Origin of the sequence: Marinobacter sp. (assembly GCF_041687235.1) — a bacterium.
Lineage (GTDB): Bacteria > Pseudomonadota > Gammaproteobacteria > Pseudomonadales > Oleiphilaceae > Marinobacter.
Map to the genome: position 1 here is coordinate 94,341 of NZ_JAWLCH010000003.1, position 14,175 is coordinate 108,515.

Consider the following 14,175-nt stretch of genomic DNA (forward strand, 5'->3'; position numbering starts at 1 on the left):
TTATCGCCCCCGGAGAAACAGCTTGTCCAGTTCGGACATGGTCACCAGGGTCCATGTTGGCCGGCCGTGATTGCACTGACCGCTCCGCTCGGTTGCCTCCATATCCCTGAGCAGCGAATTCATTTCAGGAATAGTCAGCTGCCGGTTGGCACGAACGGAACCATGGCACGCCATGGTGCCCAGCAATTCGTGCGTCACTGCTTCAACCCGGTCACTCTGGCCGTGCTCAATCAGGTCGGCCAGAACATCACGAACCAGTTGCTCGGTATCAGCGCCACGAAGGAGCGCGGGCACCTGCCGGACAGCCAGGGTTTCCGGACCGATGCGCTCAATCTGAAGACCGAGTTTCTGCAACTCTTCACCATGGCTTTCGGTCAGGGCTGCCTCTTTCTGGCTGACCGCCAGTGACAGCGGAACCAGCAATGGCTGGCTTTTGAGATCCTGCTCGGCGAGCGCCCTTTTCATGCGTTCGTAGGTGATGCGCTCGTGGGCGGCGTGCATATCGACCACGATCAGCCCTGCCCGGCCCTGGGCGAGAATATAGATGCCGTGGAGCTGAGCAATCGCATACCCCAGCGGCGGCTCCTGGTCGCTGTCAACGGGCGGCGTGGGCACAGGTGTCGCAACGGCATCGCTGACAGGCATCGACTGCGGGCTTTCGCTACCTCCGCCCGCATTAAGGGACTGGTAAAACGCCATCTGGTCACTGGCGCGCCATTCCTGTTGCGGCTGGGACTGCCCGCCGAATCCAGCACCCGATCCGCCCGGATGGCTATAGTTTGGCACCTGCGGTTGGCCGTTCCAGGAAGCGCCTGTGGGGGCGCCTGTTGCCGGCTCAGGGTTCCCATGAGCCGCAGCTTCGCGACCGAAGGACTGGGCCACTGCACCGCGCAAATGATCATCCGGTCGCACGTCGGCCAGCGCTTTGTGTAACGTCCTGAAAATAAAATCGTGCACGAGCCGCCCATCACGGAACCGGACCTCGTGCTTGGTTGGGTGCACATTCACATCCACGGTGGCCGGGTCCACCTCCAGATAGAGTACAAACGCCGGATGCCGATTGTTGTAAAGAACATCACGATAGGCCTGGCGGACCGCATGGGCCACCAAACGGTCGCGGATGACCCGACCGTTGACAAAGAAATACTGCAGGTCCGCCTGACTGCGAGAGAACGTTGGCAAGGCTACCCAGCCCCAGAGCCTCAGCCCGGTGGCTTCGGCATCGATGACCACCGTGTTGTCGATAAACTGCTGGCCGCACAGGGCACCAATTCGCCGTTCACGGTCAAGTGGCGAATCAGCCGGCCTCAGGCTCTGCACAACACGCTGGTTGTGGCGCAGGGTAAAACCGGCATCGAAACGGCTCAGGGCCTGCCGGCGTACGCACTCCTCAACATGGTTGAATTCGGTCTTCTCGGTTCTCAGGAACTTTCGCCGCGCCGGGGTGTTGAAAAACAGGTCCCGCACTTCAACCGTCGTCCCGACCGGGTGAGCGGCCGGCGAAATTCTCGCGTCCATTTCCCGACCTTCGACTTCAACCCGGGAAGCGGCTTCCTGAGACTCTGTCCTTGAAGTAAGCGTCAGGCGCGACACAGAGCTGATACTGGCGAGGGCCTCACCGCGGAAGCCCAGGGATGCGACGGCTTCCAGATCATCGAGGCTGGCAATCTTGCTGGTGGCGTGGCGACTCAGTGCCAGGGGCAGGTCATCTTCCGCAATACCACTGCCATCGTCCCGAACACGGATCAACTTTACGCCGCCCTGCTCCACTTCAACGTCGACCCGGTTGGCACCGGCATCCAGGGCATTCTCGACCAGTTCCTTGACGACAGACGCGGGTCGCTCCACCACTTCGCCCGCGGCAATCTGGTTCGCGAGCCGTGGTGACAGCAATCGGATGGGGGGCATGTTACGGAAAAACCTCTTGATCAGGACGCAGGAATACGAATGGTTTGCCCTACCATAACACGGTCGTCCCGAAGGTCGTTAAACTGCATCAGCTCACTGACGGTGGTCTGGTTTTTCCGGGCCACGCCAGAGAGCGTATCGCCTCGCTGTATGCGGTAATGACTGATACTGTCTCCGCCCTGGCGATTCTGCTTCTGCCAGGCCAGGAGTGTTCCGGGGGGCGGCGATTTCTGAAAGTAGTCATTAATCCCTTTCATGATGGCGCCCGCCAGCTTGTTGCGGTACCACTCTGTGGCCAGGTTTTTCTCTTCCTGGGGATTGGAGATGAAACCGGCTTCCACCAGGATGGAAGGGATATCCGGTGATTTCAGCACCGCAAAAGCGGCCTGCTCGACTCCGGGCTTGTGCAATTTGGCCACCCCCCCAAGCTTTCCGAGGATCGAGCTACCCACACCAAGGCTGGCATTGATACTGGCCGTCATGGAGAGATCCAGCAGAACACCCGCAAGCATGTCGTCCCGACCGTCCAGCGACAACCCGCCAGCACCACCGATCAGATCAGAGCGGTTTTCACTGTTGGCCAGCCACCGGGCCGTTTCACTGGTGGCGCCTCTCTGGGAAAGCGCGAAGACCGAAGCCCCTTTGGGCTGCGGCGTCCGGAAGGCATCGGCGTGCACCGAAACGAAAAGATCGGCATTGTATTTCCTGGCCAGCAGTGTGCGGTTGCGCAGCCCGATGTAGTAGTCGCCGGTCCTGGTCAGTTTGGCGGTATATCCCGGTTGCTTGTTGATCAGGTTGGCAAGGGTTCTGGCCATATCCAGAACCACATCCTTCTCACGGGTTCCCTTGGGCCCGATGGCTCCGGGGTCTTCTCCGCCATGCCCGGCATCAATAACAACGATAACATCCCGCTTGCCAGCCGAATCCTGGGTGACCGTCGGTTTTGCCGCCTTTTCCAGACGGGTACCACCTTCATCAATCAGATCAACAACAAGCCGGTGACCATACTGCTGGTTCGGTTCCAACTGAAAACTTCGGGGCTTGATGTCGGACTTCAGATCCAGAACCACCCTGAGATCGTTACCGTTCCTGGGGGCGCTCCGAATACGTTTGATCGGACTGCCGGAGAGATCCAGATTGGCAAGATCCGCTTTCAGACTGGCGTTTTTGAGATCAATGACAAGCCGCGCGGGGCTGCTCAGAGAAAAAACATTGTGCTCAAGCTGCCCGCCTGTATCCAACACCAGCCGGGTATGATCCGGTGCAGGCCATATCCGTGCCCCTTCGACCCTGGTTCCGGCTGCCGCCGGGAATACCAGAACCGCAAGCACTATCGCAATCGGCCACAACCACTTTGTACTCAGCTTTGCGCTTGTCATAAAGCTTACCTGCCGGTTTCTTTTCAGGTCCCGGAGCAACTCGCTAGTGCCCCGGACCAATCAATTCCAATTCATTGAGCACATGGGCGCCCTGTTCAGAACGCGCCCTGATCACCACGGAGCGCCCCTCGCCCTCCGTCTCCAGGTGAATCTCCAGATCGGGCTCGGGCAATATCCCTTTTCCACGCTCTGGCCACTCAATCAGACACAGGTTTGCGCCGGAGAAGTAATCCCGGATACCCATATATTCCAGTTCTTCCGCGTCGCCCAGCCGGTAAAGATCAAAATGATACGCGGGTGGATCCAGGTCCTCATAGGGCTCCACCAATGTGTACGTGGGGCTTTTGACAGCACCTTCATGCCCAAGCCCGCGCATCACACCACGACTGATAGTGGTTTTGCCCACACCAAGCTCACCGTCCAGATAAATCACCAGGCCATGGCCTGAACCGGCAACCAGTCTTGCCAACTCTTGTCCAAGATGTTCCGTTTCGGCCTCGCCTTCCAGAAAAAGACGGCGTTCGTTACCCATTATGCTCATAGATCTCCCGCCTCCGGGGTCTTTTCAGATTCCCGAAAAACCAGGGGCAGCATGTCAATGACGTCGGTTGGTATCAGCCCGACAAACCCTCTGGTTTCTGCAGCCCTGTCAGCGGCAGCCAGATGTACCGATGCACCGAGAACCGCCGCTTGCTGGCCATCACCAATCTGGCCCAGAACAGCCCCGATAATGCCCGAGAGTACGTCTCCCATTCCACCGGTGGCCATACCCGGATTGCTGCCACTGACAATATCCAGCGAACCGCCATCGGACGCAACGACCGTCCCCGCCCCTTTCAGGAGAACCGTACCGCCATAGAGTGCCTGTAATTTCCTGGCGACAGCCATTCTGTCAGCCTCTACTTCCGGAACCAGGCAATTCAGCAGCCTTGCTGCCTCGCCGGGGTGAGGTGTCAGGATATGATTATCCGCAGGCACGGCAACCCGACCGGATAACAGATTCAGAGCATCTGCATCCAGAACCCTTGGCTTGCCACTGGCAATCACCTGCTCCAGCATCTGCTGGCCCCAGGCGCTTCGCCCGATGCCCGGGCCGCACACAACAACCGAGGCGGCGTCCAGAAGCGACGGCAACTCCGAACCATGAATCAGACCATGAACCATCACCGAAGGACATCTGGCGAGCGCAGCGGTCACATGCTCGGGACGGGTAGCCAGAGAGACCAGGCCAGCCCCGGAGCGGGCAGCGGCCTCGGCAGCGAGTAGTCCGGCACCACCGAATCCCCGATCACCAGCAACAACCAGAACATGCCCGAAACGCCCCTTGTGGGCATTGGCGGGGCGGTGAGGCAACCAGGACATGACCGACCGCCAGTCACGACGGCAGGCTAGCGGCCTCTGGCCACTGCCTGCGACACCATCTGCGGTATCCAGAGATTCAAAAACCACCTCACCGCATACCGCAGCGCCCTGCCCGGTAAACAGACCGGCCTTCAGCCCGATAAAGGTGACCGTCATCGCCGCATTGACCACATCCCCTTCGGCAGCGCCGGTGGTGGCATTAAGCCCAGAGGGCAGGTCCACCGCGAGGACGGGTGCTGAGGCACTGTTACACCGGCCTATCAACGCCGCGAAAGGTTCGCGAGGAGCCCCTGACACGCCGGTTCCCAGCATCGCGTCAACAATCAGGCCAGCGCTGGCAAACAGATCGTCCAGGGCAGATTCGCCCAGGGAATCAAGCTCAAGCACTTCCACGCGATCGGAAAGGGCCTTTTGCCATGCTTTCCGGGCATCCCCGGACAACTTTCCGGTTGGCGCAACGGCAACGCAGCGGACATCCAGGCCATGCCTGCGCGCGCTGGCCGCCACCAGGTAGCCATCGCCCCCGTTATTGCCCGCTCCGCAAAGCACCAGCACCGAGCCACAATTGGGCCAGTGCCGAACCAGGCAGCGAAAGGCCGCGTGGGCGGCAGACTGCATCAGTTCAAAACCGTCTACGCCTTGCTGATCAATTACATAGCGATCAATCTGCCTGACCGCATCGGCGGAAAACAGCGCGTCTGGTAAACTGTGCCCAGCGGACGGCGGCATGAACCTTTGCTCCCGTTACAGAAACCGGTTTAAGAAAATTGGCCAGATACCTGTAAAGCATAGCAAAACAGCAGGAAAGGTCATAACTTAATCAGATTAAATATCCGAACCCGGGTTCCCGAGCGAACCTCACCATCGGCAGTGACTATGAGCACCACATCGCCCGGCACCACAATACACAAGGAACTCGCTGATTTGCCTGGACTTATCCGCCAGTGGGCTGCTGAGTTCGGGTTCGCCGACCTCGGCATTACCACCCCGGATACCGGCAAACATGCAGATCACTTGCAGGACTGGCTGGCGGCTGGCTATCAGGGTGAAATGGACTACATGGCTCAGCATGGGGACAAGCGCTACACACCGACCTCCCTGGTGCCAGGCACAGCACGGGTCATTTCTGTCCGGATGGACTATCTGAACTTTCCCGACAGCCCGAAAGAAGCACTTACTAACCGGGAGGGCGCCTACATTACGCGATATGCTCTAGGACGGGATTACCACAAGCTGATTCGCAAGCGTCTCGCGCAGTTGGCAGCGAAGATTGATGAAGCAGTCAGCGGGTATGACTATCGGGCTTTCGTGGACAGCGCTCCGGTGCTGGAACGTGCCCTGGCACAGAGGGCCGGCCTGGGCTGGATTGGCAAGAACAACATGCTGATTCACCCGAAAGCGGGCTCTTTCTTTTTCCTCGGGGAGATCTTCACCAGCGCGCCCCTGCCCATCGATGAGCCCTTTGAAACGGACCATTGCGGCAGTTGTTCCGCCTGCCTGGACCTCTGCCCCACGGATGCCTTTGTCGGCCCTCACAAGCTCGATGCCCGACGCTGTATCAGCTACCTGACCATTGAACTCAAGGGAAGCATTCCAGAGGAGCTACGACCATTGATGGGCAACCGGGTCTTCGGCTGCGACGACTGCCAGCTGGTGTGCCCCTGGCAGAAATTCAGCAAGCCGACCGGGGAGAAAGATTTTCAGCCCAGACACGGGCTGGACAATAGCTCATTGGCTGAGTTGTTTCTTTGGACGGAGGAGCAGTTCCTGACGCGCACCGAAGGCTCTGCCATTCGACGAACCGGCTATGAAGGCTGGCTTCGCAACCTGGCCGTGGGCCTGGGCAACGCACCCTCAACCATTCCGGTCATGGAAGCCCTGAAAAAACGCGCAGACCACCCTTCTGAGATGGTCCGCGAGCATGTTCAGTGGGCGCTCAGGCAACACGGCCTATAGCTTGAAGAACTGTTCCCGGTAGTGGCGAAGTTCGTTGATGGAATCGCGGATGTCGTCCAGGGCCAGATGGCTGCCCTTCTTTTTAACGCCGGCCAGCACATCCGGGCGCCAGCGGCGGGCGAGTTCTTTGACCGTGGATACATCGAGGTTGCGATAGTGGAAGAAGTCTTCCAGTTCGGGCATGTACTTGACGAGAAACCGGCGGTCCTGGCCGATGCTGTTGCCGCACAGGGGTGACTGGCCCTTTTCTAGGTGTTTTTTCAAAAATTCGAGGGTCTGCTGCTCGGCATCAGACTCGGAGATATCGCTTTCCTGAACCCGTTTGGTGAGGCCACTTTCACCGTGGGTTCTGGTGCACCATTCGTCCATGGAATCCAGAAAGGATTGCGGCTGATGGACGGCGATAACCGGTCCTTCTGCGACAATGTTGAGCTCTGAATCGGTGATGATGGTTGCCATTTCAATGATCCGTTCTTTTTCCGGATCCAGGCCTGTCATTTCCAGATCGATCCATACGAGGCGATTATTGCTCTCTGCCATTGTTTTCCTAGCCTTCTAGAGTTGAGTTCACGGCCGTGGGGATGCCATTCCGGGAAACGCTACGAGCACATCCCTGTGCGCTTGGCGTCGGCCATCCATGGCCGCCGACATTCCCGGAATGACATCCCCACGCCCGCGTGCAAATTGGGAGATATACAAAATAGGCGCCGCTTCCGGCAAACACTATCGGGATTGCGCCGGTTTGATTTGTCTTTGTATTGTGGACGATTAACGTATGATGTAACACCTCACGCATACCAAATTTGGCACCAGCGAACTACATGGCAAAACGGCGACTGAACAAACAGCAGCAATTCCGCATCAAGAAAGTCCAGGAAGAGCGGGCGGCCCGGGCGGCGCGCAAGGAGAAGAAGGTTCAGGAGCAGGCGGATGCCGGGGAGCTTGGCCCGGAGCAGGAAGGGCTGGTTATCGCCCATTATGGGCAGCAGCTGGATGTCGAGGCGCTGGAGGGAGAGCAAGCCGGTGACGTTGTGCGGTGCTTTGTTCGCGCCAATATTGACAGCCTGGTGACCGGTGACAAGGTTGTCTGGCGGCCGGGGAAGAACGAAACCGGGGTTATTGTTGCCCGGAGTGAGCGCCGCAACCTGCTGCAGCGGCCGGATAATTTTGGTGCCCTGAAGCCGGTCGCTGCCAATATCGATCACATTATTCTTGTGATCGCACCGGAGCCGGAGCCCCATGACAACCTGATTGACCGGTATCTGGTGGCGTCAGAGATTACGGATATTCCGGCGGTGATTCTGCTGAACAAGACAGACCTGATCACTGACCGCAACCGGGGGAGTATTGACGCCCTTCTGGCGCGGTATGAGGCCCTGGGCTATCAGGTGGTGCGGACCTCTGCGGCCGAATCGGGGGATAAACCCTCACCGGAGGTTGAAGCCCTGGTGAAGGATCAGACCAGCGTGTTCGTTGGTCAGTCCGGGGTGGGCAAGTCGTCAATCATCCAGACGCTGATGCCCGATGAGGCCATTCGCGTCGGGGCAGTATCAGAGAGCACCGGCAAGGGCATTCACACCACAACCACGGCCAAGCTTTTTCATCTTCCCTTGGGAGGTGAGCTGATCGACTCTCCCGGGATCCGTGAATTCGGGCTCTGGCATATGACCTCGCAGGAGATCGAGTATGGCTTCCGGGAGATCCGGGAGGTAATTGGCACCTGCAAGTTCCGCAATTGTCGCCATATGGGCGACCCCGGTTGTGCCATTGACAGGGCCGCTGAGGAGGGAACCATCAGCCCGGAGCGGCTGAAGAGCTTTCATCGGATTCTTCAGGATATGACCGAGCAGCAGGCCCGCGGGCTGAAACTGGACTGACTGTCCGGCCTCACCAGTTCAGTTCACCGGGCGCAGGTTCCTCCCGCTCCTGCAACCATTCACCGCTATCCAGGCGTTCACGGGCGGCCTCCTGCTCTTCCTCTGTCGGCTGGGTCAGATCGATCAGGGGCTCATCCGACTGGCCGGCACTGCTCTGGATGTTGTCGACGGTTTTCTTGTTCAGGACAATAATGGAGATGCGTCGATTCACCGGCGCATTCGGATCTTCCTTGTCAAACAACACCGAATCACTCAGCCCCACAACCCGGGCAATCTGCTGCTGACGGACCCCACCGGCGACCAGGGCTCGGCGGGCGGTATTGGCCCGGTCCGCTGACAATTCCCAGTTGGTGTAGCCGGGCCGGCCACCGAACGGCGTGGAGTCGGTGTGCCCGGTGATACTGAGCTTGTTATTCACCGAGCCCAGCGTTTTCGCGAGCTCGAACAGAATATCCTGGGAGTAGTACTTGAGCTCGGCACGACCACTGTCGAACATGGGTCGCCCCGACCGGTCGACGATCTGGATACGCAATCCCTCGTCGGTGATATCAATCAGCAGCTGGTCTTTGAATTCCTGAAGGGTCTGATCCTGTTTGATGCGCTCCTTCAGCTCCTGAAACAGTTCCTGCATACGCCGCTGTTCAAGAGTTTCCGAGAGCTCGTCCACCACGTCATCTTCGATCTGGATCTGGCTGGACTCGATATCCGGACTCGCCTCGTTGACCACCGAGGCACTGCCCTCAAGGTCCACAGGGTTCGGGGAGCCGCCCTCGGTGAAGCCAACCGGGTCCTTGAAGTACCCCTCAACAGCCCGCTTCTGCTCAGGCGATGCCGTCGCGGTCAACCAGAGCACCAGAAAGAACGCCATCATGGCGGTGGCAAAATCGGCAAACGCGACTTTCCAGGAGCCACCGTGATGGCCCCCGACAATTTTCTTCTTGCGTTTGATGATGATCGGCTGTTCTTCCACGAATCGGCTCCGGGGTCAGGTGCTGGCGGTATTACTTGGAGCGAACGTGATCGTTCAGTTCCTGGAAACCGGGTCGTTTGTCGGTGGGCAGTGCCTTCCGACCGAACTCAATGGCCATCTGGGGCGCCTGGCCGGAGACCGTTGCCACGATCGCCGATTTGACGCACTCATAGGCCTTGAGCTCATACTTTGCAGAGTGCTCCATGGCGATGGAGGCAGGGCCGACGAAACCGTACCCCATAAAGATCCCGAGAAAGGTGCCCACCAGGGCCGCAGCGACACTCAGACCAATCTTCTCTGGCCCCTCAGTCAGAAAGTTCATGGTGATCACGATACCCAACACGGCAGCTACGATCCCGAGGCCTGGCAGGGCGTCGGCAATCTTGTTGACGGCGTGGGCGGGCTCTTCAATCTCGTGCTGCCGGCTGTCGATCTCGTTTTCCATCATGCCCTCCAGCTCGTGGGTTGCCATGTTGCCGGAGCTGATGATGCGAAGATAGTCGGTAATGAACGCCAATAATTCCTTCGATTTCATAATCGCCGGGTATCGGCTGAAGATCTGGCTTGATTCAGGATTATCAATATCCTCTTCTATCGCCATGACCCCCTGTTTGCGGGACTTGTCAAAAATCTCGTAAAGAAGACTGAGAAGATCCATGTAAAACGATTTGTTATAGGGCGACCCCGTAATCAGCTGCATTCCCCTGCCAAGTGTTTCCTTCACTGTATGCACAGGATTCGCAATGATGAAGGAACCCAAAGCAGCCCCGAAGATGATCAACACCTCTGTGGGCTGCCAGAGCACCGCCAGATTGCCACCGTGGAGTACATAGCCGGTGAGCACACTGGCTAAAACAATTATCGAACCGACGATCAGTAACATAGAACCTACATACGCCTTGTTTTCTTGGTTATCGGCGGAAGCCGGAGAAGCAGTCTCGCAAAATGTGAACTGATAATAGCAAGACCCCGCCAGAACAGCTAAGCCGTGAAACAATTTCTATACAGGCGGCAGTCTTTGATAAACTTCGCGCCTTTGAGTGCAAAGGATCACATTTAATGTTCGACAAGCTTTTTGTTCTGAGCCAGTACATCACGCCGCAACTGGGGGTTTCCAACCTGGCCGGCCGTCTGGCCGACAATGACCGCTCCCCTGCGCTCAAGAACCGGGTCATCAAATGGTTTATCGGCCGCTACGGCGTAGACATGAGTGAAGCCGCCGAGCCAGACCCTGAGGCATATCCCACCTTCAACGCGTTCTTTACCCGTGCCCTCAAACCAGGCATTCGCCCCCTGGCGGAGGGTGAAAAGACCATGATCAGCCCCGTTGATGGCGCCATCAGCCAGCTCGGTCAGGTGACCGGCGACCGCGTCTTCCAGGCAAAGGGCCAGTCCTTCAGCCTGAACGAATTGCTTGGTGGAAATGAAGCAACTACAGCGTCTTTTGCTGGCGGTGAGTTCTCGACTATCTACCTCTCGCCAAAAGACTATCACCGCATTCACATGCCCCTGGCTGGCACTCTCAGGGAAATGATCCACGTGCCGGGCAAGCTCTTCTCGGTTAATCCGGTGACTGCCGAGAATGTACCGAACCTGTTTGCCCGCAATGAGCGGGTCGTGTGCATCTTCGACACCGATTCCGGCCCCATGGCCCTGGTATTGGTAGGCGCCATGATCGTAGGCAGTGTAGAAACGCGCTGGGCAGGCATCGTTGTGCCTGGCAGCAGGCAGATTACTGCAACCCGCTATGAAGACGAGCAGGCAATCAGCTTCGCAAAAGGCGAAGAAATGGGCCGGTTCCGGCTCGGCTCCACCGTGATCATGGTCATGCCCCGCGGGGCTGTCACCTGGAACAGCGAACAGGTGGCAGGGAAGACCGTTCGCATGGGCGAAGCATTCGGCACCCTTGCCTGATCACGCCCGCTCAAACGGAAACGCCAACACCTGGCTGATATCCTGAACCCCGAGCTTGAGCATCAGCAAGCGGTCCAGCCCGAGCGCGACACCGGAGCACTCGGGCAATCCCGTATCAAGCGCTGCCAGAAACCATTCATCCAGGGCCATCTCGGGCTTGCCGGAACGTTTGCGCAGCTCATTATCCGCCTCGAATCGCCGCCGTTGTTCCCGAGGATCGGTCAGCTCCCAATACCCGTTACACAACTCCAGACCATCAACATAGAGCTCGAAACGATGGGCTGTTTCATAGCCGCCTGACCGGGAAACCCGCGCCAGGGACGCCTGCGACGCCGGATACCCGGTTATGAACACGGGTCTTTCTCCGCCAAGATTTGGCTCTACGGCAAAACTCATCAGCAAATCCAGACAGCCATCCCGCCCAAGATCCGCCAACTGCTCCGGCTCCAGCCATTGCTCGCAGCGCCGCATCAACTCATGGTTGGTCGCGGAAAAGGGATCAATACCCGCCCACTGCTGAACCGCCTCACGATAACCGATGATGGCTGGCCGGTCACACCCCAGCCAGCCACAGACGAGATCCGACACTTCGGCCATGAGCGCCAGGTCATCAAACCCTGTCCGATACCATTCCAGCATGGAGAATTCAGGATTGTGGCGGCGACCCCGCTCGCCATTCCGGAACACCCGGGAAACCTGGTAGACGGATCCCGAGCCCGCCGCCAGCAAGCGCTTCATGTGGTATTCCGGGGACGTCTGGAGCCACCCCCCTGTACGTGCGCCGGCAGTGACCTGGGCGTAGATGCCATCAAGGTTGACGTCCGTGACGCCGCACCGACCGAGAACCGGCGTCTCCACCTCGAGCACCCCCCTTTGCGCAAAAAAGCCGCGCACATACGCCAATTGCTGTGCACGGCTTTTCAGGGCAGCCTGCGAGGCAGCGGGCTGCCAGACAGGTTCGCGAGTCATGACAGGATCAACTGCTCTTGACCCGGCTGACATATTCTCCGGAACGGGTGTCAACCTTGAGCACTTCACCGATGGTGATGAACAACGGCACGTTAACCACCGCACCGGTTGAAAGCGTTGCGGGCTTGGAGCCACCCTGGGCGGTGTCGCCCTTCATGCCAGGATCGGTATCAACCACTTCGAGTTCGACGAAATTGGGCGGTGTTACCGACAGAGGCGAACCGTTGTAGAGCGTGACTGTGTAGACATCCTGCTCTTTCAGCCACTTCAGGGCATCGCCCACGGCCTTCGCATCGGCCGGGTACTGCTCGAAGGAGCCGTCAGTCAGCATGAAATGCCAGAACTCGCCGTCGGTGTAGAGGTATTCCATGTCCTGATCGATGACATCCGCGGCTTCCAGGGATTCGCCGGACTTGAACGTGCGCTCCCAGACCCGGTTGGTCATGAGGTTACGCAGCTTTACACGGTTAAACGCCTGGCCCTTCCCGGGTTTAACAAATTCATTCTCGAGAATGATGCAGGGGTCGCCATCCAGCAAAACCTTAAGACCGCCGCGAAATTCGTTGGTAGAATATGAAGCCATGAAATGTCCACCTGACAAAATGCTGTTTAAAATTCGAAGGGCGTTATGATACAGCGAACCCCCGCCCGTATAGAAGCCCACCTTTCCGACCATGAGCATCGCAGCTGGCAGCAACTGCTGTCCGAGTCGGTGACATCGCCGGCAGAGCTGCTCCGAAGGCTGGACCTGCCCGAGGAACCCTGGCTGTCCGGGGCACAGCAAGGCCACCACCTGTTTCCGATTCGGGTTCCGGAACCCTTCCTTGCGCGCATGGAGAAGGGCAACCCGGACGACCCGCTGCTAAGGCAGGTGCTACCCCTGGCGGATGAAGATGGCCACGTGCCGGGCTTTGTCAGCGACCCATTGGAGGAGTCCGGCGCTATTGCCACCACCGGCCTTATTCGCAAATACCGTAGCCGCGCCCTGCTTATGGTGACGGGCCAATGTGCAATAAACTGCCGCTACTGCTTCCGCAGGCACTTTCCCTACGACGAACAACGCCTGAACCGTGACGACCGACAACGCGTCATCGACACCCTGTTGGCCAGCCCGGAAATCAACGAAGTCATTTTCAGCGGCGGCGACCCATTGGCGGTCAATGACCGACTCCTGGCCCAATGGGCAACGGCAATCAGCGGTATTCCACACATGCGCCGCCTGCGCCTGCATACCCGCCTGCCCGTCGTCATTCCGCAGAGAGTTTGTAATGAACTGCTGAAATGGCTTTCAACGACGCCACTTCAGGTGGTTATCGTGCTGCACATCAATCATCCGGCAGAAATAGACACGGCCACTCGCCGTGCCCTCGGGTATCTTCGGGCGACAGGCGCAACCCTGCTTAACCAGAGCGTCATCCTGCGGGGAGTAAACGATCAGGCGTCGGTACTTGAAGCGTTGAGCGAGAGCCTGTTCGACGCGGGCGTTCTGCCCTACTATCTGCACGCCTTTGATCCGGTGGCAGGCGCCCACCACTACAACGTGCCTGATGAAGAGGCAAGGAACCTGGTCCGCGAGTTGCTGGCGAGAGTGCCCGGGTTCCTTGTTCCAAAGCTGGTGAGAGAGGAACCAGGCAGAGATGGCAAGACCCCGATCAACCTGTTCCCGTGACCGGCTTCTCAAAAAAGGGCCCAGAATCACTTGTCAAAGATTGTCAACTCATGATCTTCTCGCTTTTTGAGACTGGTTTGCTACTTTAAAGTCCAGTAACGTTTAAAGATAAAAACATGTATTTACGGCGTTTTCCTGACCAGCCAGCGGGCATCCAATAACCGCCAGCCA

At 58.3% G+C, this 14,175-nt stretch carries 13 protein-coding genes; 4 read left to right on the forward strand and 9 right to left on the reverse strand.

Annotation, left to right across the window (positions count from 1 at the left end; translation table 11 throughout):
* Genes mutL through ACESMK_RS05940 form a run of 4 tightly spaced genes read right to left on the reverse strand, consistent with a single transcriptional unit; the run spans position 1 to position 5,378 of the window.
* A complete protein-coding gene (mutL, locus tag ACESMK_RS05925) occupies positions 1–1,908 on the reverse strand; it encodes a DNA mismatch repair endonuclease MutL (protein WP_372996230.1) in 1,908 nt (635 codons plus the stop codon).
* A 20-nt stretch (positions 1,909–1,928) separates the two neighbouring features.
* On the reverse strand, positions 1,929–3,287 hold the full coding sequence (locus ACESMK_RS05930; RefSeq protein ID WP_372996232.1) for an N-acetylmuramoyl-L-alanine amidase: 1,359 nt from the start codon (positions 3,285–3,287) through the stop codon (positions 1,929–1,931).
* 43 nt (positions 3,288–3,330) lie between these two features.
* Positions 3,331–3,828 (reverse strand): tRNA (adenosine(37)-N6)-threonylcarbamoyltransferase complex ATPase subunit type 1 TsaE, encoded by a 498-nt coding sequence (gene tsaE, locus ACESMK_RS05935; RefSeq protein WP_372996234.1) that lies wholly within the window; start codon positions 3,826–3,828, stop codon positions 3,331–3,333.
* Entirely contained in the window at positions 3,825–5,378 is a 1,554-nt protein-coding gene (locus ACESMK_RS05940) for an NAD(P)H-hydrate dehydratase (RefSeq protein WP_372996236.1), read from the reverse strand. Before ACESMK_RS05940 ends, tsaE begins: the two co-directional genes overlap by 4 nt.
* Before the next feature lie 147 nt (positions 5,379–5,525).
* Here ACESMK_RS05940 and queG point away from each other — a divergent pair, with 147 nt between their 5' ends.
* A complete protein-coding gene (queG, locus tag ACESMK_RS05945) occupies positions 5,526–6,605 on the forward strand; it encodes a tRNA epoxyqueuosine(34) reductase QueG (RefSeq protein ID WP_372996238.1) in 1,080 nt (359 codons plus the stop codon).
* On the opposite strand, the gene orn is transcribed toward queG, so the two are convergent.
* Positions 6,600–7,145 (reverse strand): oligoribonuclease, encoded by a 546-nt coding sequence (gene orn, locus ACESMK_RS05950; RefSeq protein WP_372996240.1) that lies wholly within the window; start codon positions 7,143–7,145, stop codon positions 6,600–6,602. The two genes, queG and orn, sit on opposite strands and share 6 nt — an antisense overlap.
* Before the next feature lie 281 nt (positions 7,146–7,426).
* On the opposite strand from orn, the gene rsgA reads away from it, so the two are divergent.
* Positions 7,427–8,482: a small ribosomal subunit biogenesis GTPase RsgA gene (gene rsgA, locus ACESMK_RS05955; RefSeq protein WP_372996242.1), complete on the forward strand. Its 1,056-nt coding sequence runs from the start codon at positions 7,427–7,429 to the stop codon at positions 8,480–8,482.
* A 10-nt stretch (positions 8,483–8,492) separates the two neighbouring features.
* Here the strand turns inward: rsgA and motB are convergent, their stop codons facing one another.
* Positions 8,493–9,452 (reverse strand): flagellar motor protein MotB, encoded by a 960-nt coding sequence (gene motB / locus ACESMK_RS05960; RefSeq protein WP_372996244.1) that lies wholly within the window; start codon positions 9,450–9,452, stop codon positions 8,493–8,495.
* 31 nt (positions 9,453–9,483) lie between these two features.
* On the reverse strand, positions 9,484–10,335 hold the full coding sequence (motA, locus tag ACESMK_RS05965; RefSeq protein WP_372996246.1) for a flagellar motor stator protein MotA: 852 nt from the start codon (positions 10,333–10,335) through the stop codon (positions 9,484–9,486).
* A 176-nt stretch (positions 10,336–10,511) separates the two neighbouring features.
* Here motA and asd point away from each other — a divergent pair, with 176 nt between their 5' ends.
* The gene (gene asd, locus ACESMK_RS05970; protein ID WP_372996248.1) at positions 10,512–11,366 is read left to right on the forward strand and encodes an archaetidylserine decarboxylase; all 855 of its coding nucleotides are present in this window, start codon (positions 10,512–10,514) and stop codon (positions 11,364–11,366) included.
* Here the strand turns inward: asd and epmA are convergent, their stop codons facing one another.
* Both epmA and efp read right to left on the reverse strand, forming a co-directional pair.
* Positions 11,367–12,335 carry an EF-P lysine aminoacylase EpmA gene (gene epmA / locus ACESMK_RS05975; RefSeq protein WP_372996250.1) on the reverse strand — a complete coding sequence of 323 codons (969 nt, stop codon included), beginning with the start codon at positions 12,333–12,335 and terminating at the stop codon, positions 11,367–11,369.
* 7 nt (positions 12,336–12,342) lie between these two features.
* Positions 12,343–12,918: an elongation factor P gene (gene efp / locus ACESMK_RS05980; RefSeq protein ID WP_041645387.1), complete on the reverse strand. Its 576-nt coding sequence runs from the start codon at positions 12,916–12,918 to the stop codon at positions 12,343–12,345.
* Positions 12,919–12,963: 45 nt separating this feature from the next.
* On the opposite strand from efp, the gene epmB reads away from it, so the two are divergent.
* A complete protein-coding gene (gene epmB, locus ACESMK_RS05985; RefSeq protein ID WP_372996252.1) occupies positions 12,964–14,004 on the forward strand; it encodes an EF-P beta-lysylation protein EpmB in 1,041 nt (346 codons plus the stop codon).
* The last annotated feature ends 171 nt before the right edge of the window (positions 14,005–14,175 follow it).